This is a genomic window from Vibrio sp. FF145, assembly GCF_041439075.1.
In the GTDB taxonomy this organism is placed as follows: Bacteria; Pseudomonadota; Gammaproteobacteria; order Enterobacterales; family Vibrionaceae; genus Vibrio; species Vibrio tasmaniensis_A.
The window spans coordinates 26,025-50,577 of the sequence record NZ_JBGONH010000016.1 but is presented as its reverse complement, the minus strand read 5'-3'; the positions used below and the strand labels follow the sequence as shown (position 1 = coordinate 50,577).

Here is a 24,553-nt window from a genome sequence, read left to right as displayed (position 1 = left end):
GGGTTTGCTCTCCGAAAAATGAACTTAACGTTCTTCTAGCATTTTTACGATCTGGTTGGCTACCACTTTTGCACTTTGGTCGTCAGTACGAACTGTGTAGTCCGCCACTTCTTCGTATAGTGCGTTGCGAGATACAGCTAGATCTTCTAGCACATCACGCGGGTTGTCTGTTTGAAGTAGAGGGCGTTTCTTGTCGCGGTTAGTGCGAGCAAGTTGCTTTTCAATTGTTGTCTCTAGGTATACAACAATGCCTCGTGCAGATAGACGGTTACGGTTTTCTTTGCTCAGCACTGAACCACCACCTGTCGCAAGAACAATACCTTGTTCTTCTGTCAGATCGTTGATTACAGATTCTTCGCGCTTACGGAAACCATCTTCGCCCTCAACATCAAAAACCCATGCGATGTCTGCGCCAGTGCGCTCTTCGATCACAGTGTCAGAGTCTAGAAACTCCATATGAAGTTGGGAAGCTAGGTGTCTACCAATTGTACTTTTGCCGGCGCCCATTGGGCCAACAAGAAAAATATTGCGTTTCTCAGCCATGTTTTTAGCAGTAATTTACAACGTTAATTCAATGACATCGCCACAAGGTAGGTCAGTACAAGTACTGAAATTAAAAGGCCCGTGGCACCGATTCCTCACAGATAATTCGTGATAAGACCCGAAATTATCAAGGTTAGGTGCCACTAATGCAACTTTATTTTTAATCTAATTGCTCATTACTGAATCACAACTTTAGGTGTAACAAAAATAAGTAGTTCACTTTTGCCTACATTTTCATAGCTACGACGGAACAATGCGCCAAGAACAGGAAGGTCTCCTAACAGTGGAACTTTATCAACTTGGCTGCTCACACTGTGTTGAAAAATACCACCCAACACGACCGTTTCACCATTATTAACAAGCACTTGCGTACCAATTCTTTGCGTATCAATAGCGACCGCTTCACCGGTGCCGGTTTTCACCACTTGCCCTGGCCTATCTTGAGTCACGCTCAAATCCAATACCAAACGATTATCGGGGGTGATCTGCGGAGTCACCTTGAGACTCAATACCGCTTTCTTAAATGCGACTGAAGTAGCACCACTTGAAGAAGACTCTAAATAAGGGATTTCAGTACCTTGCTCAATATAAGCGGGTTTTTTATTGGTGGTAATTAAGCGTGGGCTAGAAATAATCTCTGCTTTCGACTCTTGTTGCAGTGCTGACAATTCAAGATCAAGCAAGGTATCAGAACCCAGCTTGGCTACCTGAAACGCAATACTCGACGCGCTCGGGGAAGTTGCTCCTAAATTAACGTTGAGGAAATCGTCAATCGCACTATTCCCACCATTGTCGTCATACGGCGTAATTTGCGATGGATGGTTGCCCTCTATCGAGCCGCCAACTTTGAAGCTTCCGTTAGTCGAGGAAACGCCCCAACGCACTCCTAGTTCATCAAGATTACCCTCAGTAACAGTGACAATACGTGCTTCTATCTGAACTTGCTTCACGGGAATGTCTAGCGATTCAATAATGCCTCGTATCACCGCAATGTTTTCTTCCAATTCACGGATCAACAGGGAGTTAGTTCGCTCATCAATGGTAATCGAGCCTCGCTCGGACAACATGCTTACCGCCCCTTCCCCACCAATCATGTCGGCAATGTCGGTGGCTTTGGCAAAGTTAATCTTGATGATTTCCGACTTGAGTTCACCTAGCTCTTCTTCCAAACGAGATTTCTCTAGCGCTTGTTGCTCTCTAAGGTCGAGCTCAGCTTTAGGTGCCACCAAGATAACGTTGCCATCAACACGCTTATCCAACCCCTTAACTTGCAAGATAATGTCGAGAACTTGCTGCCAAGGCACACCATCTAAACGTAAAGTCAGATTACCCGTGACTGAATCAGAAACAACGAGATTGAAATCGTTGTAATCAGCAATAAGCTGCAAAACATTACGTACAGGGATATCTTGGAAGTTAATCGATATCACCTTGCCTTCTTTTTCTAAAACATTTTTCTCTATTGTCACTTCATCAATAGTAGGCCTACTGATCATTACCTCAATAAAGCGACCTTTTAAGTTGTATTCATATTGATAGTCACCAGCGATCGTTGCCAACAATCGCGTACTGGGCGTTTCCTTATACACCTCAATACCTTCAACTGAGGTCGCGAAGTCCTTCACATCCAGGAGGTAAAGCTTATCGTCATTCACCTGAGTATTGAGTAACTCGATACTTAAACCTTCCTGAGCACGTTGAACATCCACCACAGCAGTGCTGGTTGCCAATTCGATAATGATGACGGCGTCTTTCTCCTTGTTGACCCTAAAATCAATATTTTCCAATTGATTTGGCAAGCTCTCGGCATAGCTGAACACGCTAACCACCAACATCACAGACACAGCAAAACCTTGTAGAGCCTTGCTCACTAATCCACTTATTCCTTTAATCATATTTACATCTCATATCCACATCATGTGACATTGGTTTACTTCAGAGCGAGCCTAACGTTGCGCTTATGCCAACAACCTAAACCATCTGGAAGAGTTTCATTAATCTGTACATACTGGCTCGTCACCTTAGTAACTCGACCATTGTTTAAGCCAATAAACTGACCTTTTTTCACATTGACCACGTTCCCTTTTGGGGTTTGTACTAACCCTGAAACGCTTGTTCCACGGCCCATTACGCCTCTTAAACGCAGCTTACTCAGCGGGTATTTTTCTAACTTGCCAATACGAGAACGAGCGTTCGGCTGCCAACAGTCTTTCTTCACCAAGGGTTGATTTTGAACCATGGCTTCTTTAGGAAGTTCAAAGGGAGGGCGAAAGGCGTGGCGTTGATAAGTTGCGGCTAAGAACTCCGTTTCTGGGACAAGTTTTTCTACCTCTTTTCTCGCCTTAGCTTCAACTTGCCTCACAAAATCTTCTAACGAATCCTGACTGGCTTTACAGCCTGAAAGCACAAGCAGTAACAATAGGGACAAAAGGACGCTACTGAATTTCATCATTCACCTCCGATTTAAACTGATAGGTGTAAGCTCGAACCCTGAAATGTAGCGTGCTGCTTTCTTGACTGACTCGCTGCCAATTCACATCATCGAAGCTAATAATGCGTGGCAGTTTTGCGATGGCCGCGGAGAAATCGCCAATCTCATGGTAATCACCGGTTAGCTCAATATTGAGGGGTAACCGATAGAGGAATTCCTTGTTCTGCTTTTGCCCCCAATCAATGCGCGTAAAGGTCAGCGCATTATCCAAACCAAGTTCATTCACTGAGGCCAACATACTGGCGAGCTCCTTTTGAACGGGTAGTTGTTCTAACAGATAGTCGTAGCGACTGGTTAGCTCATCCAACTGACTCTGAAGCTTAGGCAAAGCCGCAACCTTGTTCGCTTTTATCCTTAACGTTGCTTTCAAAGTCTGCTCTTGCTGCTTCATCTGCTGCAGTTCATCGTCTAAAGGCAGCAAATACAGCCAAGTCCCGACACCTTGGATTAATATCATCAGCAACAGAATAACGAGCAGTTGGGGCAACAACGGCCATTCGGTGATCTCATCAGCATCGAGATCTTGCAAGCTCACACTATTTTGCCAGCTAATCCTACTTTGAAGGTTAGCCATGATTTGCCCCCTTCTCTTTTCTGCTCGCGGTTGCGCTCTCTGCGGTTGTGTTTTCTAAAGAAACAGGGCTAAACACAAAAGAGACCTTGAAGGTCTGAAACTCTTTATTGAAGCGTTTTCGGTTATGGATAATAGAGTGCATCTCGACCCCTTTAAGAGAATCAGAACGCTCTAGATTGTCCAACATTGTGGCGAGGCGAGCCGTACTGTCGCTGATACCGGCCATCTCAATCTCCTGACCATTCATCTTTATCTTGTCGACATACACCCCTTCAGGAATCAGCTCCGGCATTAGATTCATAAAGTCGGTGGTCTTATTACGGCCAAGCTGTAACGACTCCACGACATCAAGTCGAGTCAGAATGGCTTTGTGTTCTTGTTCTGCAACTTTTAACGATTGAATTTGTCGGTCGAGCTCGGCAATGTATTGATTAAGATAATTGAGGCGAGCTTGCTGTTTGGCTTGTTGATCTTGAAAATAGTGACCAACCGCCCATTGCCCTGTAAGTGCAATGATGACGCCAAGAATGACTAGGTGAATAAAACGCTTCTTGTGCTGAGCGCGAATCTCATCACGCCACGGCAGCAGGTTAATTTGATGCAACATGCTTCTCTCCTTGCCACTTGAGTCCACTCATCGCCATACCCGCGGCAATGCCGAAATGTTGCCAGTTCATCGGCAGTTGGTGCCGCTTCGCCACCTTGTTCTCAAATAACGATAAAGGATTGAGCGATTCACAACTCATCTGAAAATGGCGCTCTAGATCTTCAACTACCATCGGAATGCTGGCTCCTTCGCCCATCAGCCAGATCCCGGATATCGGCTCAAGTGCATTCACTGAGGAATAGAGTTGCAACTGTCGCTTAAGCTTTTCAACCAAATTAACAATAAACCGATGTGTCTCCTCTGCGTTGCCGAACACACCTTCTGTATAACTCGGGCTGTCAGTACCGCGAAGATCTTGAGTACCAAAGGCGATGTCTTTATAGAAAGGTGCTGAATCCTGCGGGATAATGCCTAACGACGTTTGGTCAACTCCCACGTCCACCAGCAACCAGTTACTTTTTTCAGGATAAAGGCGTGAAGCCAACTGCCAAATATTGAGCAGACCATGTGCTTGGGTGTCGATGACAACAGGTTTAAATCCGGCTTTATTTAAAGCATCCGCTCGACTGTCTACAACTTCCTTACGAGTCGCATATATCTGATAGCTAGTTGTCGATCCTTTACCAAATCGTTTGTCTTCCAGCTTTACAAAATCTAAACTCAGCTCCTCGATAGGAAAGGGAGATTGATGAGCAAAGGTTTGATAGATAGAAAACTCCTTTTCTCTGTCTTCTAAATCACTCTCTATTTGCAGTACTTTGCTGATCACCGTGTTATCGGGTACCGAAATGGCGACGTTGCGACAGCCAAAAGGCAGTCCTTTCCTAAGTTCTTTAAGTTTCTTAACAGTTTTCTGATACTCCAAAGTATGGTTAGCTGTAAAAATGTCGTCCGAAATCGGCAGCTCTTTGTATCCCACTAGGGCATACAACTCCCCCACGGGTTTTAGTACCACGGCTTTGATGCTGTGATGATTTATATCTATACCTGTAATTAATGATGAACCCATGTGACCTAGCTCCTGAAGTGCCAAGCATTTCGTTGATTATCTAGGGGTTGTGATTATTAGTTAAATAAGCGTTAATAAACGAAAGCTAAGTTTTTAACCTAGAGTACAAGGGTTTGCTGCTTATCAGCCTTAACTAATCAGGGATTATCCGGTGAAGTTCATAAAGCGATTATTCATATTTACATTGATTTGCATGATTCTTGGAGTCAGTACAATTTTCGGATTTTACTATTACGTAAAACCAGAGTTGCCTGATGTTGCCACTTTGCGTGACGTAGAACTCCAAACGCCAATGCAAGTCTTCAGTCAAGACGGTAAATTGATCTCTCAATTTGGTGAAAAGCGTCGTAATCCAGTGACTTATGACGAGATTCCTCGCCACCTAGTTGAAGCTTTGATTGCTACCGAAGATAGCCGCTTTTACGAGCACCCTGGTATTGATCCAATTGGTATCACTCGAGCAGCACTCGTGGTTGCTATGTCCGGTTCAGCCAAACAAGGGGCAAGTACCATTACTCAGCAGCTTGCGCGTAACTTCTTCTTATCTAATGAGAAAAAGATCATGCGTAAAATCAAAGAGATCTTCATTGCGATCCACATAGAGCAACTTCTGAGTAAAGAAGAAATCATGGAGCTTTACGTAAACAAGATCTTCCTTGGTCACCGTTCATATGGTTTCGGCGCAGCAGCGCGTGTTTATTTTGGTAAGGATCTTCCTGAGCTCACCTTAAGTGAATTGGCTACGCTTGCGGGCATGCCAAAAGCACCTTCAACTATGAACCCTATTTATTCTGTTGAGCGTGCGACCAACCGTCGTAACGTGGTATTACGTCGTATGCTAGACGAAAAATACATCACTCAATCGGAGTACGATGACGCTCGCAGTGAAGAACTTATCTCGAAATATCACGGTGCCGAGATTGAACTGAGCGCACCATATGTAGCAGAAGTTGCACGAGCTTGGATGGTTGAACGCTATGGTGAAGCCGCTTACACATCAGGCATGAAGGTCTACACCACCGTTGATTCAAAACTACAAAAAGCAGCGAACCAAGCAGCGATTAAGAACCTACTTGGCTACGATGAACGTCACGGTTACCGTGGTGCTGAAAAAGTATTATGGCAAACGGCGCAATCGGCTTGGGATCAAAAACAAATCGTTAAGCACCTTAAGTCTCAACCAACCTATGGTGACTTAGTACCAGCAGTTGTAACCGCTGTTGATTCGAAAAGCGCTCAAGTTTGGGTTAAGAACCAAGGCGAAGGCACTATCGAGTGGCAAGGCATGAACTGGGCGCGTAAATTCCTAACGGACAACCGCCAAGGTCCAGCGCCTTCTCAAGCGAAAGAGATTTTGGCTGTTGGTGAGCAAGTTTGGGTTCGCCATGAAGCAGTAACCGGCGATGAAGTATCTGAAGAGCCTACCGAAGAAACAACAACTGAACCTGAAACACCGGTTGTATGGCGACTAAGCCAAGTACCCAATGCGAACACCGCTTTTGTTGCAATGAACCCGAACAACGGCGCGGTATTGTCGATGGTGGGTGGCTTTAACTTTGTTCACAACAAATTCAACCGTGCAACGCAATCTATTCGTCAGGTGGGTTCTGGTATCAAACCATTTATCTACTCAGCAGCGATTGAGAAAGGCTTAACGCTAGCCTCACTGATCAACGATGCGCCTATCAATCAATGGGATAAGAGCCAAGGCACGGCATGGCGACCAAAGAACTCACCACCGACCTATGTGGGTCCAACTCGTTTACGTATTGGCTTAGCTCAATCTAAAAACGTAATGGCAGTACGTGTACTGCGCGAAGTGGGCTTGGATGATACTCGTAACTACCTAACTCGATTTGGTTTTGATATTGACGAAGTACCGCGCTCTGAAACCATTGCTCTGGGTGCGGGTAGCTTAACGCCAATGAAGGTAGCTCAAGGTTACTCAGTATTCGCTAATGGCGGCTACTACGTTGAACCTTTCTACATCAGCCGCATTGAAACACCATTTGGTGAGACTGAATTCCAAGCGACACCGAAAGTAGTGTGTAAAGACGATTGCCAACAGCCAATGACCTCAGATTCAATGGCTGATGAGTTTGCCGAGCAAGATGTGGATGCCCAAGTACAGTACGCACCCCAAGTGATCACTGAGCAGAACGCGTTCCTTGTTCGTGAAATGATGTACAGCAATATCTGGGGCGGCGGTGACTGGAGTGCTGGCACAGGCTGGAATGGTACAGGTTGGCGTGCTCAACCGCTGAAGCGTCGCGATATTGGCGGAAAAACCGGTACCACCAACGATTCGAAAGATACTTGGTACAGCGGTTACGGCCCTGGCATGGTTGCAACGGTATGGGTTGGCTTTGACAACCACAACCGTAACCTAGGTCGAACCAAAGCGAACTCTAACCTTGGTAAAAATCAAATTACAGGTGCAGAAGCGGGCGCTAAAACAGCAGAGCCGGCATGGGTTGATTTCATGGGCACAGCGTTAGCGGGTGTTCCGGCACAACGTAAAGAGCTTCCAGAAAATATCGTTCGCGTTCGTATCGACCGTGAAACTGGCTTACTGACCAACAAGTTCGACAGCTCATCAATGTTCGAGTATTTCGAGAAAGGCACTGAGCCAACCGAGTACATTACTGAACGTTTCAATGATGACATCTACTCAACGTCATCAGGTGAAGCAGTAGAAGAGCTGTTCTAGTTAGGGTTTGTTGAACCAAGTAACATGAACCAACAAAAAGGGTTGATATGTATTCATATCAACCCTTTTTTTGTATCTATAATCAGAGCTATCTACGATTTAAATTACTAAACAGCTTTATCTAATTGAGTTCGGATAGCCTCAGCCAATTGCTCAAAGCGCCCCTTTAACGGAGAGCCCGGTCGGTAGGCAACAACAATGCGACGTGAAGGTGTTGGGTTCACCGCTGGAACGTAACACACACCATCTTTCTGTTTTTCCTTCGGTACCGATAGCTGAGGAAGCAAGGTAATACCTGCCCCTGCTGCTACCATGTTACGCAGCGTTTCTAAGCTGGTCGCTTTAAAGCGCTCATCGTCTTTTGCACCCGCAGCAAAACAGAAGCCTAAGGCTTGGTCTCGTAAGCAGTGACCATCACCCAGTGCAAGTACGGTTTGTCCATTTAACTGCAACATATCGACAGTGTCTTGCTTAGCCCACTCATGATCACACGGCACTGCGACGCTCAACGGTTCGTTATACACATCAATCTCTTTGAACGCCGCCGTTTCATCAACTGCAGCCAATACCAAGCAATCAAGCTTGCCATCTTCAAGTTGACTCACTAGCTGATGGGTCTGCGCTTCATGCAGGTAAAGCTCAAGATCGGGAAAGCACTCTTTAAGATGAGGAATGATCTTAGGTAAAATATAAGGGCCAACGGTCGGAATAAAACCAATGTGCATCGGCCCCGTCATCGCTTCACCGTGTCCACTTGCCATATCCTTAAAAGTCTTTACTTCATTGAGAATACGCTTGGCTTGTTCAACAAGTTGTAACCCTGATTCTGTAAATATGACCTTCCTTGGACTACGCTCGGTTAACTGAAGTCCAATTTCATCTTCTAGTTTGCGTATTTGACCGCTTAGTGTCGGCTGACTGACAAAGCACGCTTCTGCCGCTTTTCGGAAGTGTTTATGCTCTGCGAGCGCCACCAAGTATTCAAAGTCACGAATGTTCATGATCAGTCTCTTACCTCTGGTTTAATAAGAACAAGGGGTTTCATAGAAACATTTAAAAGAAAAATGCTCTTGATAGAATTTACCTATCAAAACCATAACATCAAACGATTAGAGCTATCAAAGGATTTGTCTAATAATGGGCTCAACGAAACGAAACAGAGCAAAGAAAAACGTTAAGCTCTGATAGAACAAAATTTAAAATACTATTTAAGGAAATCAATATGTTTGCATCTAAAGAAGGTCAATCAATCCCTCAAGTAACATTCCCAACTCGCCAAGGTGATGCATGGGTTAACGTAACGACGGAAGAGCTATTCAAAGACAAGACAGTTATCGTATTCAGCTTACCAGGTGCGTTTACACCAACATGTTCTTCAAGCCACCTACCTCGTTACAACGAGCTACATTCTGTATTCAAAGAAAACGGTGTTGATGACATTCTATGTGTTTCAGTAAACGACACATTCGTAATGAACGCTTGGAAAGCAGACCAAGAAGCTGAAAAAATCACATTCATCCCAGATGGTAACGGTGATTTCACAGACGGTATGGGTATGCTAGTTGAGAAAAACGACATCGGCTTCGGCAAACGTTCATGGCGCTACAGCATGCTGGTTAAAAACGGCGTGGTAGAAAAAATGTTCATCGAAGAAGACGTACCAGGCGACCCGTTCAAGGTTTCTGATGCAGATACTATGCTTAACTACATTGCTCCTGAGCACAAAGAGCAAGAGTCAATCACAGTATTCACTAAGCCAGGCTGTCCTTTCTGTATGAAAGCGAAGCAGAACCTAATCGACAAAGGTTTGAACTACGAAGAAGTAGTACTAGGTAAAGACGCGACAACAGTAAGCCTACGTGCAATCTCTGGTCGTACAACGGTTCCTCAAGTATTCATCGGTGGCAAACACATCGGTGGTAGCGAAGAACTTGAAGCTTTCCTAGGTTAATGACTTACCATCGATATAAGCTTAATCGTTAAGTTAACTAAGCAATATCAGCTAACCCACCCTCTTGTGGGTTAGCTATTCCAAATACTCTTATCTGAGCTTTGGAAAGAGAATATAGCTTGTGACTCGCCCGTCTTTAACTAACCTATAGTTAGTAACAAGAAGCAGATAGCAATAAAGGCAGAGCGACAAGCTAAACCTAATAAAACAGAATCACAAAACTGACCCCCAATCCTGACTCTTAAAAAATCACCAGAGTTGGAGGGGTTCGTTCAAACTAAATTTAGCTATTGCGAGAAAATTATTATGAAACAAGTCGATGTAGATGTAGCAGTTATCGGGGGCGGTACGGCAGGTTTAGGTTCTTACCGCGCTGCAAAAGCACACACTGACAGTGTTGTGATGATTGAAGGCGGCCCTTACGGTACAACCTGTGCTCGTGTTGGTTGTATGCCATCTAAACTGCTTATTGCAGCGGCTGAAAGTGTACACCAAATTGAGAAAGCTCCGGCTTTTGGCGTTCACCCACAAGGTGATATCGTGATTAACGGCCGTGAAGTAATGGACCGAGTGAAGTTTGAACGTGACCGTTTTGTTGGTTTTGTTTTAGAAGGTGTTGATGAAATTCCAGAGCAAGACAAGATCTCTGGCTACGCAAAGTTCTTAGATGACAACACGCTACAAATCGATGACCACACGGTTGTGACGGCTAAGCGTATTGTTATCGCAACAGGTTCTCGCCCTGCCTACCCTGCAGTTTGGAATGAACTTGGCGACCGTCTAATCATTAATGATGACGTATTCAGCTGGGATGATTTACCAGAATCAGTGGCGGTATTTGGCCCGGGCGTTATTGGCCTAGAGCTTGGTCAGTCACTGCACCGCTTGGGTGTAAAAACAAAACTGTTCGGTTTAGGTGGTCAAGTAGGCCCGGTAACCGACCCAGAGATCATGGCTTACGCAGACAAAGCCTTCAATGAAGAATTCTACCTTGATGCAGACGTAAAAATCGAAAGCATGCAACGTATTACTACTGACTCGGGTGAAGATCGCGTCGAGATCCAGTTCATCAATAAAGAAGGTGAACTAGAAACTAACGTCGTTGAATACGTACTGGCAGCAACAGGTCGTCGTCCAAACACTGATAAGCTTGGCCTAGAGAATACCTCTCTAGAACTTGATGAACGTGGTGTTCCTATCGCAGACCACTACACACTACAAACATCGCTACCATCAGTATTTATTGCCGGTGACGCAAGTAACCAACTGCCTCTACTACATGAAGCAGCAGACCAAGCACGTATTGCGGGTGATAACGCAGGTCGCTTCCCAGAGATTCGTGCAGGCCTACGCCGTTCTAAAATCTCAGCGGTATTCTCTGACCCACAAATCGCGATGGTTGGTGAAACTTACAAAGAGATCACCACACGCTTAGGCACATGTGGTTGTTTCGCAACAGGTGAAGTGTCTTTCGAGAACCAAGGTCGTTCACGAGTGATGCTGCGCAACAAAGGTATTCTGCACGTATACGGCGAGCAAGGTACAGGCCGCTTCCTTGGTGCTGAAATGATGGGACCAAACGCAGAACACTTGGCTCACCTATTAGCTTGGGCACACCAGAACAAGATGACGGTTTCTGAAATGCTAGACATGCCGTTCTACCACCCAGTGATTGAAGAAGGTGTGCGAACAGCGCTACGTGACCTCAATGCGAAACTGCACCTAGGTCCAGAGATGGTGAAACACTGTCTGGATTGTGGTCCGGGCTGTTAATCTCAGACTATCGTTAGTCAGTTAACAAACGCTAGATACTAAAAAGGAAAGCCATTGGCTTTCCTTTTTCTTTTGGCTGAACGCATCAGCTAATCAAAGTTAAACTCGTCATTTCAGAACCGAGGGACAAGGTATCTGGAATCTCTTGAAGCCATTGCGTCACTAAAAGCTTTAAGCAATTACTTCTCAGCAGCAATCACAGAGATCTCAACAAGTAGCGCTTCACGAGCCATATCACCCGTTACACATGCGCGAGCCGGAGCGTGACCTTCAGGAACCCATGCATCCCATACTGCGTTCATTTCTTGGAAGTCTTTCATGTCTTTCAAGTAAATCGTTGCTGACAGCATGTGCTCTTTATCGCTGCCCGCTTGCTCAAGTAGGGCTTCCACTTTATCTAGCATCGTTTGTGTTTGTTCTGTGATGTCTTTAGTTGCATCAGCACACACCTGGCCACATAGGTAGATAGTGCCGTTGTGTTTAACAATACGGCTCATGCGTTGTTTGGTTTCTTGGCGCTCAATCATCGACTTTCTCTCTCTGTGTCACCGAGATCCAATATCTTGTGACGTGTTATTATCAAGGCAACAAGCATAACGCGAATCAAACCTAAGATGACATGCATTCATTGCAATAAAAGTGAAAAAATCCGTAACAAACTCGGCCGCTGCCAGCGTTGTATGAACCAACTGATGGTGTTGTCGATTTTAAGTTGGGGAGTGTGGTGGTTCTTTTTCAAAGAAGACCCAAAAACCATCAATGCCATCGCCTTGATGATGGCCGCTTTCGCGTTCAGTGGGTTGCTGTCGTTGCATTGGATAATGAAATTTGTCGTGCTGCCTTTAAGGAACAAAAAGCGTTAACAGAGAGACGTTGCTAGATAAGCGATAAAGGCCAGACGCCCAATTAAATGCCCCTACTTAGCAAGCTCCCATCATTTCCCAAACAGCAGATAGAAAAAAGCCCCAGAACCAATCGATTCTAGGGCTTTCTTAGAAAATTCTAAGAAAAAGCAGTGGTACTTTAATAGACCGGACTTTTCTTAGTTTGTTCCCAAAAAAGATCAGATTTTTGATCTTTTTTTTAGGCGCCATAAAATCAATGCCTTATGCAACATTTACCTTTGCGATGATCTGTTCAACCAAGTTCACTTCCAACGCCACTTCATCACATGCATGTTGGCGAGGACACTGATCACAATCTTTCAGTACCTTCTCAGGCAACAGAGATTTTGATGTCGGTAAAAAGTCATGCTTCATAAAGAACTCTGGGGTACGAGTCAGCACAAACACCTTCTTGATCGCCATTTGTCGCGCTTTATCAACCAAGTGCTGCACAATCGCGGTGCCCTGCCCTTGACCTTGCCAGCCAGCTTCAACACCTAACGAACGGATTTCCGCTAAACCAGAGTCATACACATAGAGTGATGCACAACCCGTCACCTCGCCATGATGCTCTGCGACGGCAAACGAGCCAATATCACGCACCAGTTCATTACGAGAACGAGGCAGGTTTTCACCCATATTCGCCCAGTAGGCCACCATGCCTTCCAACGCTTCAATATCGGTCAGACGAGCAGAACGAACCTTAACGATAGAAGTATCACGCTGTGATAAACGCTTCTCTGCTTGGTCAACCGCGTAAGCCACTTGTTGTGGAGATACACCGCCTAGCGCGCTACGTTTTTCAAGACACGACTCAATGGTCAGGATGTCATACACATCCTCTTCAATCACCTCAGAGAACTCTTTCATCTCCGCGATGGTTAATTCTTCTAATGCGCAGCCTTTAGCAATCGCAGCAACTACCGTCACACCAACAATATGGTGAGCTTCACGGAAAGGAATGCCTTTCGCTACTAAGTAATCAGCCAGTTCAGTGGAGTTCGCATAACCTTGCTTCGCCGCTTCAAGTGTACGTTCGCCGTTCACTTTAATGCCGTCAAAACACAGCGCTGCCATTTCCATACAATCATTCCAAGTATCTAAAGCGTCGAATAGACCTTCTTTATCTTCTTGCATATCTTTGTTGTACGCCAAAGGCAGAGCTTTTACTGTCATCATCATTGCTGCTAATGAACCGTATACACGGCCAGTTTTGCCACGGATAAGTTCTAGTGCATCCGGGTTTTTCTTTTGTGGCATCAGAGATGAACCTGACGTCACTGTATCGGCTAACTCGATGAAGTTTGATTCACCTGAGTTGTAGAAAATCATATCTTCTGCAAGACGTGAAAGGTGAAGCATAGAAATAGATGCAATCGACATCAGCTCCATCACATGATCACGGTCAGATACTGAATCTAGAGAGTTACGCGTTGCACGATGGAAACCTAAGTTGTGAGCTAACTCTTCACGGTCCATCGGGTAAGCAGTTCCAGCAAGGGCACCAGAACCCAGCGGACATGTATCTAGACGCTTAATCGCATCATTCAAACGAGAATAATCACGCTCAAGCATTTCAACGTAAGCCAAGCACCAGTGAGCAAAAGTTACCGGCTGAGCACGTTGTAAGTGAGTGTAGCCAGGAAGCACGGTTTCTTGATGCTGAGAAGCGACGTTCACCATTTGGCTTTGTAGGCGATCCAATGCAAGTAGCAGTTGGTTACCTTGCTGACGACACCATAGTTTAAGGTCTGTCGCCACTTGGTCATTACGAGAACGGCCAGTGTGAAGTTTTTTGCCCAAGTCACCGACTTTGCCGATAAGTTGTTGCTCGACCCAGCTGTGAATATCTTCTGCATCAGAACGTAGAATCTGTTCAGGATCTTCCATCACCTCAAGTTTTAGCTCATTCAACGCTAACTCAAGCTTCTGTTGCTCTTCTTCGGTTAATACGTTGACCGACAGTAGAGCTTTAGACCAGGCAATTGAGCCCACAATGTCTTGCTCAGCCAATCGGTAATCAAAACGAAGAGAATCGTTAAAATCTTTAAACCGGGTGTCTGCTGCTTGGGTAAATCTACCGCCCCATAATGCCATTGTGTATCTCCTAATTGCACAGTGCTCACTGTTTTTGCAAATGATAATTCTGATTAAAATTCAGTATTTTTCTGATGGTTTAAACTTACGGCAATTCAAAATGAAAATAAAGTATTAATTCATTATTTTCACATATTTATTCATCAATGATTTAATCCATTATATATTTTCAGCGTGATTCGCGAATTATATGCCATTCAATGATAAAAACCGAAGCTGATTTATTAGACTAATAGATAGAAAAAAGCCCATTCACTAATCAATAGTGGATGGGCTTTGCATAATAATGTCTATTTGCTAGCCTTCCGTTATTCGTAAAAGGCTAGCTCACTAACTCATTGTTCGGATTACTTTTGGCTATTCAGAGCACGGATACGGCTTGATAGCGAGTAAAGACGGATGAAGCCTTCAGCGTGGCTTTGGTCGTAAACTTCATCTTCACCAAAGGTTGCAAACTCTTCTGAGTACAGGCTGTTGTCAGAACGCTTCTGAGTCACCGTTGCATGGCCTTTGTAAAGTTTGATAACCACTTCGCCGTTAACGTCTTGTGCTAGTTCTTCTGTTGCCGCAAGAATTGACTTACATAGCGGAGTGAACCAACGACCATCGTATACAAGGTGAGAAGCTTTAACACCTAGCTCTTCACGGAATTCAAATGCTGCTTTATCAAGAACCAGTTGCTCTACTGCACGCAGTGCTTCCATCATGATTGTGCCACCTGGAGTTTCGTAACAACCACGAGACTTCATACCAACAAGACGGTTCTCTACGATATCGATACGACCAACACCGTGTTTAGCACCTTTCTCGTTTAGGTAAACCAGCGCGTTGTATGGCGTCATTGTTTCGCCATCAACCGCTACCACTTCACCTTTTTCAACTTTAAGTGTCACAGTTTCAGATTCGTTTGGCGCTTGCTCTGGGTCTACAGTCCAAGCCCAGCAATCTTCATCCGGTGCGTTCCATGTATTTTCTAGCACGCCGCCTTCTGTAGAGATGTGCCATGCGTTTGCATCACGCGAGTAGATCTTAGTAAGAGAAGCCGTACAAGGGATGTTACGTTCAGCTAGGTAATCTAGACACTCTTCACGGCTCACTAGATCCCATTCACGCCAAGGTGCAATTACGTGTAGATCCGGTGCTAGTGCAGCAAATGCACCTTCAAAACGAACTTGGTCGTTACCCTTACCTGTACAGCCGTGACACAGTGCGTCTGCACCGACTTTACGTGCAACCTCAACCTGAGCTTTCGCGATAATTGGACGAGCCATCGAAGTACCTAGTAGGTATTTACCTTCGTAGTAAGCGCCAGTTTTTAGCGTTGGGTAGATGTAATCTGCCACCATCTCTTCTTTAAGGTCAGCGATGTAACACTCAGAAGCACCAGACGCTTTTGCTTTCTCTTCAATACCAATCAGCTCTTCATCGCCTTGGCCTACATCTGCAACAAATGCGATAACTTCGCAATCATAGTTCTCTTTCAACCATGGAATAATTACTGATGTGTCTAGACCGCCAGAGTAGGCTACTACAACTTTCTTTACGTTAACTTTGCTCATTTTCTTTCTCCTAGTTTCCATACTGCACATGGCGGTCAGCGTTGGAAATGACTTCATAATTATATGTTTATTTAATTTGTCTAAATTCTTTAAGTAGTGACTCGCTGTGAGACCTACTGAGGTAAAAACTGTGTTCCTATGCTTTTACCTGAAAACAGTTGTGTTAGCTTTTCTGGGTATCGCCAAGTGGCAACTTCGATTGGTCGTCCAAGGTCGTTAGCGGCTTCTAGTGCGGCTTTAACCTTAACGATCATGCCGTCAGTAATGACTTTACCTGTGATGAGGTCATCGGCTTGTTGTTGATTAAGGCTTGGAATCAGGTGCCCTTTACCATCCAACACTCCACTTACATCAGAAAGCAGTACCAGTTCAGCATCAAGCGCACCTGCAACGGCAACCGCGGCTTGATCGGCATTAACGTTCATCAGTTGTCCCTGATCAGTGAGACCAATAGAACTAATGATTGGCAATGCACCAGCATTAAGGATCGCTTGCAGAACGGTTGAGTCGCCCGGCTCAGCTTTACCTACTGCACCCAATTCAGGATTCAGCTCGCTGACTTTACATAAACCACCGTCTGCTAGGCTCAAACCAACGGCGTTGATACCGTCTTTAATCGCCTGACCTTGAAGTAATTTATTCGCTGTACCTGCTAGCGCGCCAGCAATCACAGGGATCTGATCATAAGGAGTAACACGTAGCCCCTCTTTCTTAACCGTTTCGAGGTTCAACTTATTCATCAAATCATCAACAAGGTAACCGCCGCCGTGAACAATCACGATTGGTCGTTGTGCCTGTTGTTGGTAAGCAGAGATAGCACCAAATAACTTGCTAAGTGTTTCACCACAAGATAGCGCAGCGCCACCTAACTTTATGATTAATGGTTGATTATTAAGGCTCATATCTAGATTCCCTTACACTAACGCAGTTAATGGCGCAAAACCATAACGTAAATTTAAACACTGCATCGCTTGGCTAGATGCACCCTTTAATAAGTTATCAATCGCTGAAACAACGATGATGTGTTGACCTTGAACCTTCCAGCCTAAATCGCAGAAGGGTGTCTGTTCTACATCTTGAATTCTTGGCAATGTCTCTTCGAGTAATCTCACGGCTGGCTTACCTTGATAAGCTTGCTCGAAGGCTTCTTGTATCTGTTGTTCTGTCACACCGTCAGCCAGTTTCATGGTAATGGTCGCTAAAATTCCACGCTTAAAGTTGCCTAGGTGCGGAGTGAAAATCACATCACACCCTAGGTGTGCAGCCATTTCAGGTTGATGACGGTGGTTAAATACACCATAAGCTTGCAGGCTTACTTCGCAGAAGCTGTTGACCATGGTCGCCTTGCGACCAGCTCCAGTAACGCCACTGGTCGCGTTAATCACTGGCCATTGGTTCTCATCCAGTAACTTTGCTTCAACTAAAGGCTTAATCGCCAGTTGTGATGCAGTTGGGTAACAACCCGCGACTGCAACAAGCTGAGCTTCTTTTATTTCTTGTTCGTTCCATTCCGCTAAACCGTAAGCCGCTTTGTCTAGCCATTGTTCGTGTTGATGTTCAAAACCGTAAAACTCTTGATAGAAGTTTTCACCTTTAACTCTGAATGCACCCGATAGGTCGAAAACTTGGCAGTCGTTCTCTAGAAAAATGGGCGCTAGGTCGTGACTGACTTCGTGTGCCGTTGCTAGAAAAATCACATCAGACTGTTTGGCCACTTCTTCCGGATTTGTTAAAGGTTGTACTGGCATATCAATCAGGCCAGCTAACTTACCGTGCAGTGCAGCAATAGGTTTGCCCGCATCTACGCTATTGGCTGAGACATATAAACCTGATAGCGTGAGCTCAGGGTGTCTGTTTATCATTAGAGCCAGTTCTGCTCCTGTATAGCCGCTTGCACCAATGATCGTGGTTTTCAACATCTCAACACATCCATTCTTGAGGTAAGTTATATTTCAAATTTGACTATTCATACTTAATTTTTAGCTATATTTGATTTCTTATGCATTAAATATGATTTAATATGTGTTTTACCGACTTATGGTTTTCCTGTCAATAGTAGAAGTGAAGATATTATGCAATTACCGAGTTTCCTTGAGGTCTATAAAGGCCTAATTTCCACCGACTCCATTAGCTCAACAGATCCAAGCTGGGATCATGGCAACGAGAAAGTGATCGAAAAAATGGCTCAATGGTTTAAAGACGTAGGCTTTAGCGTTGAGGTCGTGGAAGTCGAACCCGGCAAGCATAATATGGTCGCAAAGATGGGTTCTGGCGAAGGGGGCTTATTGCTTGCAGGACACAGCGATACGGTGCCATTCGATGAAGGACGTTGGAATTTCGATCCTCACGCACTAACAGAACACAACAACCGCTTCTACGGATTAGGCACCGCCGATATGAAAGGCTTTTTCGCTTTCGTTTATGAAGCCGCGAAGAAGATGGATTGGAGCAAACAGACCAAGCCGCTTTATGTATTAGCAACCTGTGACGAAGAAACCACTATGTTGGGTGCACGTCATTTCACTGAAAATGCGCCGTTTAAACCGGATTACTGCATCATTGGTGAGCCAACCAGCCTCGTGCCGATTCGTGGCCATAAAGGTCATGTCGCCAACGCAGTACGAGTAACCGGTAAATCAGGCCACTCTTCTGATCCAGCATTAGGCGTCAACGCCATTGAGATCATGCATGAAGTGCTGTTTGCTTTAATGCAGCTGCGTGACAAGCTAGTCAAAGAGTACCATCACCCAGGTTTTGCAATTCCAAGCCCGACGCTAAACCTTGGTCATATTCACGGTGGCGACAGTGCTAACCGTATCTGTGGCTGCTGTGAACTACACTATGACGTTCGTCCTTTGCCCGGTATCAGCTTAGATGGCTTAGATAACATGCTGCGCAGCGCACTTAAAGAAGTGGAAGCAAAATGGCCGGGCAGAATTGAAATTACTCCCCTGCATGAGCCAATCCCAGGCTATGAGTGCCAGCACGACCATCCATTTATCGGTGGCATGGAATCAGTTTGTGAGATTGAATCGCAAACCGTGAACTACTGTACTGAAGCACCTTTCCTTCAAGAGTTATGTCCAACCTTGGTGTTAGGTCCAGGCTCAATTGACCAAGCTCACCAACCGGATGAGTTCTTAAGCTTCGATTTTATTGACCCAACAATTGATGTTCTGAGTAAATCGATCCGTAAATATTGTTTCTAGTTATTACTTCCTTTCCAATATTTTCGTATATAAGCCACCCAAAAAGGTGGCTTTTATTCTGTTATCCCTGACACAGCCTGATCTTGTAATTAAATTTCACTTTTTCTCTAAGTTTTGAAAAATTTACTTCTCCCGCATTTTTAAACCTAATAATTGCAAACTTAGAATGCTTTATTTGACTAGATACAGCACTTTTCGCTAGATTGTGTACTTAACAAGGAACAATGGATGTAATTTTTTTACGAGGCAGGATGACAATGAACGAGAAATACGCCGCTCTCAAGAGTAACGTAAGCATGCTGGGACGCTTGCTAGGTAACACAATCCAAGATGCACATGGTGACGTTATCTTAGAGAAAGTGGAGACTATCCGTAAACTTTCCAAATCCGCCCGCGCAGGCAACAAAGCTGACCGTGACAGCCTAGTTGAAGAAATCAAAAACCTGCCGAACGAACAACTCACTCCTGTTGCTCGTGCATTTAACCAATTTCTCAACCTCACCAACATGGCAGAGCAATACCACACCATCTCTCGCCACTGTGAGGAGCATGTTTGCGAACCAGACGTGCTGCAATCTCTATTTTCTAAACTAAATCAAAATGACATCAGCAAGCTAGACGCGGCTCAAGCCGTTCGCGACCTGAACATTGAACTCGTTTTGACCGCTCACCCAACAGAAATCACTCGTCGCACCATGATCAACAAGCTGGTTAAGATCAACGAGTGTCTGTCTAAATTAGAATTAAGCGACCTATCACACAAAGAGCGTGCCAAGACAGAACGCCGCCTAGAGCAACTTATCGCTCAAGGTTGGCACTCGGATGTGATTCGCCAGCAACGCCCAACGCCACTTGATGAAGCTAAGTGGGGCTTTGCGGTTGTCGAAAACTCACTTTGGGAAGCTGTGCCTGATTTCCTACGTGAAATGGATGGTCGATTAAAAGGTTACCTTGGTGAAGGCCTGCCAATTGATGCGCGCCCTGTTCATTTCTCATCTTGGATGGGTGGTGACCGCGATGGTAACCCATTCGTAACGCACACCATCACTAAAGAAGTACTGCGTCTATCTCGCTGGAAAGCCGCTGATCTATACCTAGGTGACGTGAACGAGTTGATTACCGAACTGTCGATGACCAAGTGTAATGATGCCGTTCGTGAATTGGCTGGCGATGAGCACGAAGCTTACCGTGCAATCCTGAAGAGCCTACGTACTCTGCTCAACAACACGCTAGAAGTGCTTGATGCAAAACTGCACGACGCAGAAGTACCGAAGAAAGAAACTCTACAGAACATAGACCAACTTTGGACACCACTTTACGCATGTTACCAATCACTGCACGAATGTGGCATGGGCGTAATCGCGGACGGTTCTCTACTTGATACGCTACGCCGCCTAAAAGCATTCGGCGTGCATTTGGTTCGTCTCGATGTTCGTCAAGAAAGTACTCGTCACTCAGATGTGCTATCTGAATTGACTCGCTACCTAGGCATTGGTGATTACGACCAATGGAGCGAGCAAGATAAGGTTGCTTTCTTAACCAATGAATTAAGCTCAAAGCGCCCACTGTTACCACGCGACTGGGAACCATCTGAGCAGGTCAAAGAGGTTTTAGACACCTGTAAGGTCGTTGCTGCTCAACCTCGAGAAGCCTTTGGTGCTTACGTGATCTCTATGGCTCGTACTGCGTCGGATGTATTGGCTGTACATTTGCTTCTACAAGAATGTGGTTGCCCGTACCGCATGGACGTATGTCCATTGTTCGAAACGCTAGACGACTTGAACAACTCAGAAGCCGTAATGAAACAGCTAATGAGCATCGATTTATACCGTGGCTTTATCCAGAACCACCAAATGGTGATGATCGGATATTCTGACTCAGCTAAAGATGCCGGTGTAATGTCTGCAGGCTGGGCGCAATACGATGCAATGGACAAGCTAGTTAAGGCTTGTGAAGAAGAAGGCATTGAACTGACTCTATTCCACGGTCGTGGTGGTACGGTTGGTCGTGGTGGTGCGCCAGCGCACGCGGCTCTTCTTTCTCAGCCACCTAAAAGCTTGAAAGGCGGCTTACGTGTAACTGAACAAGGCGAAATGATCCGCTTTAAACTTGGCTTGCCAGATGTTGCAGTTAATAGCTTCAACCTATACGCAAGTGCGATTCTAGAAGCGAACCTTCTGCCACCACCAGAGCCAAAACAAGAATGGCGCGACCTAATGGAAGTGCTGTCTGAAGTATCTTGCGAAGCTTACCGCAACGTCGTTCGTGGTGAAGAGAAGTTTGTTCCTTACTTCCGCCAAGCGACGCCAGAGCTAGAGTTAGGCAAGTTACCTCTTGGTTCTCGTCCTGCGAAACGTAACCCGAACGGCGGCGTAGAAAGCCTACGTGCGATCCCATGGATCTTCTCATGGAGCCAAAACCGTTTGGTACTTCCTGCATGGTTAGGCGCTGGTGAAGCGATTCAATACTCTGTCGATCAAGGCCATCAAGCGCTACTTGAAGAGATGTGTCGTGAATGGCCATTCTTCTCGACTCGTCTAGGTATGTTGGAAATGGTGTACTCGAAGTGCAACATGGAAATAGCTAAGTACTACGACCAGCGACTTGTTGACGAAGAGCTATTACCTCTGGGTGAGTTACTGCGTGAACAGCTGCAAAAAGACATCAAAGCGGTGCTGAATGTAGAAAATAACGAGAACTTGATGCAAAGCGACCCTTGGGGACTTGAGTCAATTCGTCTACGTAACATCTATGTTGAGCCACTAAACATGCTTCAAGCGGAACTGCTTTACCGTACTCGTAAGTGTGAAACACCACCAGCAGAGCTAGAAGAAGCGCTAATGGTGACGATTGCAGGTATTGCAGCAGGTATGCGAAACACTGGTTAATTAGTGATTCCATCTACAAAAGAAACAAAAGGTCGCCATTGGCGGCCTTTTTATTTTGCCAAATGACCACTAGTGAGTATTTTGTCAGTTTTTTGGGTTATTTTGTCCATGTATTCTACTTTATGCTTATTATTTAGATATACTACTGCTCCGCTGCAGAAACACTCCAAAATAATAATCTGCGGCACTCGACCAATAAACTGGTCAACCTAGGTGATAAACGGCTTTGTAAGGTGACATAACCAACGATTAAGTTGGTGCTACTTGAACATAACCAATATAACGTGCCATAGAAGCACACTTGTTGTTCAAGTATTTGTTTACTGTTTACCATTTGGATTTCAGACATGTCATTACCACACGTAATTTTAACCGTTTTAAGTACACGCGATGCTACTGGTTACGATATCACAAAAGAATTCTCCGCAAGCATTGGTTACTTCTGGAAAGCTAGCCACCAACAAGTTTACCGCGAGCTAAATAAAATGGCTCAGAACGACCAGGTAACTTGCGTACTTGAGCCTCAAGAAGGCAAACCTGATCGTAAAGTTTACTCTATCACCGATGCTGGCCGTGGCGCGCTAGGTGAATGGTTTGAACAACCAACTGCACACCCAACAGTTCGTGACGAGTTCTCAGCTAAGTTAATCGCTTGTGCTGTACAACCTTCTGATGCGTACCGTGTACAACTTGCTGAACTAGTAGAAGAGTCTCGCAAACTGGTTTCTCACTACAAAGAAATCGAAGCGGCTTACTACGCAACGCCATCTACACTAGACAAGCAAGCACGCCTAGAGCGTCTAACGCTTCGTCGTAACCTACTGATCCGTGAAGCATGGATTGTATGGGCTGACGAAGTACTGCTTGAACTTGGCGCTCTTGCTTAAGTTAAGCTAGAAGCTAGAAGCTAGAAGCTAGAAGCTAGAAGCTAGAAGCTAGAAGCTAGAAGCTAGAAAAGTAAAAGGCTTGAACTCTTAGAGTCCAAGCCTTTTTTGTATCTATAGGATTTGAAATGTTACTACCAGAAGCTTTTACAAGCGCTTGGGCTTTACTTCCTAGACTTTACTTAAAGCGCAGCGACTTGTGGACGAACACCTAATGTGTGGCAAAGTGCATAAGTCATTTCTGCACGGTTTAGCGTGTAAAAGTGGAAATCTTTCACACCTTCACGGCTTAGCGTACGAACCATATCGATCGCTTGGCTAGCACCAACTAACTGACGAGTTGTTGGATCATCATCCAAGCCTTCGAACTGCTTCGCCATCCAACCCGGTACTTTTACGTTATTCATCGCAGCAAAACGAGACGCTTGCTTGAAGTTAGAAACTGGCAAGATACCCGGTACAATCTCTACGTCAACGCCAGCCGCCACACAACGGTCACGAAAACGTAAGTAGCTTTCTACATCGAAGAAGAACTGAGTGATTGCACGATTTGCACCCGCATCCACTTTACGTTTTAGGTTAATAAGATCAGATTGAGCGCTTTTTGCTTCAGGGTGAACCTCAGGGAATGCCGCTACTGATATATCAAAGTCGTGACGAGATTTAAGCAGCTCGACTAAATCAGACGCATACATATCTGGCGCACCGCCGCCTGCTGGAATATCACCACGCAACGCAACAATACTTTCAATGCCATTTGCCCAGTAATCGTCGGCAATTTGAATCAGCTCTTCGCGGCTAGCATCAATACACGTTAAGTGTGGTGCAGCAACTAAGCCTGTTTGGTTCTTAATTTCTTTAATGATTGAGTGGGTACGATCACGCTCACCCGAGTTTGCACCGTAAGTTACCGATACAAATTTAGGTTGAAGTGTTTTAAGACGGTGAACAGAATTCCACAGGGTCTCTTCCATCTTCTCACTACTTGGTGGGAAAAATTCAAATGACACATTGATGTTGTCAGAAAGCTCTGCAATATTCTGATTTAAAGCGTCGATATGACTTGCGTGTGTGTATCCCATCTTACTCTCCCTGTGGCAAAAGCAACCACTAAATAATCTCAAATCCCTAGCAACGTTTAGACGTCTATATGTCTCCAGAATGAATTGAATACGATTTAATGTCAACAGATCCATTATGAATTTTTTTCAAGTAGATAGTGAGAAAAGCTCAAGCCGATAGATGAGTCGCAAAGCAGAAATAATGTAGAAAAAAGGCTGAAAACACATCGTGCTTTCAGCCTTGTTTATCTTAGTGGATAGTATGCTATTTACGCATTTAAACAATTAATCTGAGTATTAAAACAATTGATCT

General features: G+C 45.0%; 20 protein-coding genes. 7 read left to right on the top strand and 13 right to left on the bottom strand.

Features of this window, described 5'->3' with window-relative positions; all coding sequences use genetic code 11:
* Positions 1–24: 24 nt before the first annotated feature.
* From aroK to pilM, 6 genes are all read right to left on the bottom strand, one after another.
* Complete coding sequence (gene aroK / locus ACED42_RS08320) at positions 25–543, bottom strand: shikimate kinase AroK (protein WP_009848907.1); 519 nt, start codon at positions 541–543, stop codon at positions 25–27.
* A 176-nt stretch (positions 544–719) separates the two neighbouring features.
* Entirely contained in the window at positions 720–2,438 is a 1,719-nt protein-coding gene (locus tag ACED42_RS08315) for a type IV pilus secretin PilQ (RefSeq protein WP_017100004.1), read from the bottom strand.
* 35 nt (positions 2,439–2,473) lie between these two features.
* Complete coding sequence (locus tag ACED42_RS08310; RefSeq protein WP_371702152.1) at positions 2,474–2,992, bottom strand: pilus assembly protein PilP; 519 nt, start codon at positions 2,990–2,992, stop codon at positions 2,474–2,476.
* Positions 2,979–3,608 carry a type 4a pilus biogenesis protein PilO gene (locus ACED42_RS08305; RefSeq protein WP_017100002.1) on the bottom strand — a complete coding sequence of 210 codons (630 nt, stop codon included), beginning with the start codon at positions 3,606–3,608 and terminating at the stop codon, positions 2,979–2,981. Before ACED42_RS08305 ends, ACED42_RS08310 begins: the two co-directional genes overlap by 14 nt.
* Complete coding sequence (locus ACED42_RS08300) at positions 3,601–4,215, bottom strand: PilN domain-containing protein (protein WP_065679726.1); 615 nt, start codon at positions 4,213–4,215, stop codon at positions 3,601–3,603. The genes ACED42_RS08305 and ACED42_RS08300 overlap by 8 nt, the downstream gene beginning before the upstream one ends.
* On the bottom strand, positions 4,199–5,224 hold the full coding sequence (gene pilM, locus ACED42_RS08295; protein ID WP_371702134.1) for a type IV pilus assembly protein PilM: 1,026 nt from the start codon (positions 5,222–5,224) through the stop codon (positions 4,199–4,201). The genes ACED42_RS08300 and pilM overlap by 17 nt, the downstream gene beginning before the upstream one ends.
* Before the next feature lie 151 nt (positions 5,225–5,375).
* Between pilM and ACED42_RS08290 the strand changes: the two genes are divergently transcribed.
* Positions 5,376–7,934: a penicillin-binding protein 1A gene (locus tag ACED42_RS08290; protein WP_371702132.1), complete on the top strand. Its 2,559-nt coding sequence runs from the start codon at positions 5,376–5,378 to the stop codon at positions 7,932–7,934.
* A gap of 107 nt (positions 7,935–8,041) precedes the next feature.
* Here ACED42_RS08290 and oxyR read toward each other — a convergent pair whose 3' ends face one another.
* Entirely contained in the window at positions 8,042–8,935 is an 894-nt protein-coding gene (gene oxyR, locus ACED42_RS08285; protein ID WP_017103618.1) for a DNA-binding transcriptional regulator OxyR, read from the bottom strand.
* Positions 8,936–9,156: 221 nt separating this feature from the next.
* On the opposite strand from oxyR, the gene ACED42_RS08280 reads away from it, so the two are divergent.
* Entirely contained in the window at positions 9,157–9,885 is a 729-nt protein-coding gene (locus tag ACED42_RS08280) for a glutathione peroxidase (RefSeq protein ID WP_010435300.1), read from the top strand.
* A 306-nt stretch (positions 9,886–10,191) separates the two neighbouring features.
* The gene (locus tag ACED42_RS08275) at positions 10,192–11,658 is read left to right on the top strand and encodes a dihydrolipoyl dehydrogenase (protein ID WP_371702129.1); all 1,467 of its coding nucleotides are present in this window, start codon (positions 10,192–10,194) and stop codon (positions 11,656–11,658) included.
* A gap of 179 nt (positions 11,659–11,837) precedes the next feature.
* Here ACED42_RS08275 and ACED42_RS08270 read toward each other — a convergent pair whose 3' ends face one another.
* Positions 11,838–12,185: a RidA family protein gene (locus tag ACED42_RS08270; protein ID WP_004729674.1), complete on the bottom strand. Its 348-nt coding sequence runs from the start codon at positions 12,183–12,185 to the stop codon at positions 11,838–11,840.
* An 87-nt stretch (positions 12,186–12,272) separates the two neighbouring features.
* Here ACED42_RS08270 and ACED42_RS08265 point away from each other — a divergent pair, with 87 nt between their 5' ends.
* Entirely contained in the window at positions 12,273–12,521 is a 249-nt protein-coding gene (locus ACED42_RS08265; protein WP_371702127.1) for a DUF3624 domain-containing protein, read from the top strand.
* 243 nt (positions 12,522–12,764) lie between these two features.
* On the opposite strand, the gene argH is transcribed toward ACED42_RS08265, so the two are convergent.
* From argH to argC, 4 genes are all read right to left on the bottom strand, one after another.
* Positions 12,765–14,639 (bottom strand): argininosuccinate lyase, encoded by a 1,875-nt coding sequence (gene argH, locus ACED42_RS08260; RefSeq protein WP_009848895.1) that lies wholly within the window; start codon positions 14,637–14,639, stop codon positions 12,765–12,767.
* A gap of 347 nt (positions 14,640–14,986) precedes the next feature.
* Entirely contained in the window at positions 14,987–16,198 is a 1,212-nt protein-coding gene (locus ACED42_RS08255; protein ID WP_192889519.1) for an argininosuccinate synthase, read from the bottom strand.
* Positions 16,199–16,311: 113 nt separating this feature from the next.
* Positions 16,312–17,100 (bottom strand): acetylglutamate kinase, encoded by a 789-nt coding sequence (gene argB, locus ACED42_RS08250; protein WP_371702126.1) that lies wholly within the window; start codon positions 17,098–17,100, stop codon positions 16,312–16,314.
* A gap of 12 nt (positions 17,101–17,112) precedes the next feature.
* Positions 17,113–18,117 carry an N-acetyl-gamma-glutamyl-phosphate reductase gene (gene argC / locus ACED42_RS08245; RefSeq protein ID WP_017091989.1) on the bottom strand — a complete coding sequence of 335 codons (1,005 nt, stop codon included), beginning with the start codon at positions 18,115–18,117 and terminating at the stop codon, positions 17,113–17,115.
* A 153-nt stretch (positions 18,118–18,270) separates the two neighbouring features.
* Between argC and argE the strand changes: the two genes are divergently transcribed.
* The 3 genes from argE to ACED42_RS08230 all read left to right on the top strand — a co-directional run bounded on the left by argE (position 18,271) and on the right by ACED42_RS08230 (position 23,182).
* Positions 18,271–19,407, top strand: coding sequence for an acetylornithine deacetylase (gene argE / locus ACED42_RS08240; RefSeq protein ID WP_004729680.1), 1,137 nt, complete (start codon positions 18,271–18,273; stop codon positions 19,405–19,407).
* A gap of 251 nt (positions 19,408–19,658) precedes the next feature.
* Complete coding sequence (ppc, locus tag ACED42_RS08235; RefSeq protein ID WP_017096539.1) at positions 19,659–22,295, top strand: phosphoenolpyruvate carboxylase; 2,637 nt, start codon at positions 19,659–19,661, stop codon at positions 22,293–22,295.
* A 347-nt stretch (positions 22,296–22,642) separates the two neighbouring features.
* A complete protein-coding gene (locus tag ACED42_RS08230) occupies positions 22,643–23,182 on the top strand; it encodes a PadR family transcriptional regulator (protein ID WP_009848889.1) in 540 nt (179 codons plus the stop codon).
* A 179-nt stretch (positions 23,183–23,361) separates the two neighbouring features.
* Here ACED42_RS08230 and metF read toward each other — a convergent pair whose 3' ends face one another.
* Positions 23,362–24,261 carry a methylenetetrahydrofolate reductase gene (gene metF / locus ACED42_RS08225; RefSeq protein WP_009848888.1) on the bottom strand — a complete coding sequence of 300 codons (900 nt, stop codon included), beginning with the start codon at positions 24,259–24,261 and terminating at the stop codon, positions 23,362–23,364.
* Between the last annotated feature and the right edge of the window lie 292 nt (positions 24,262–24,553).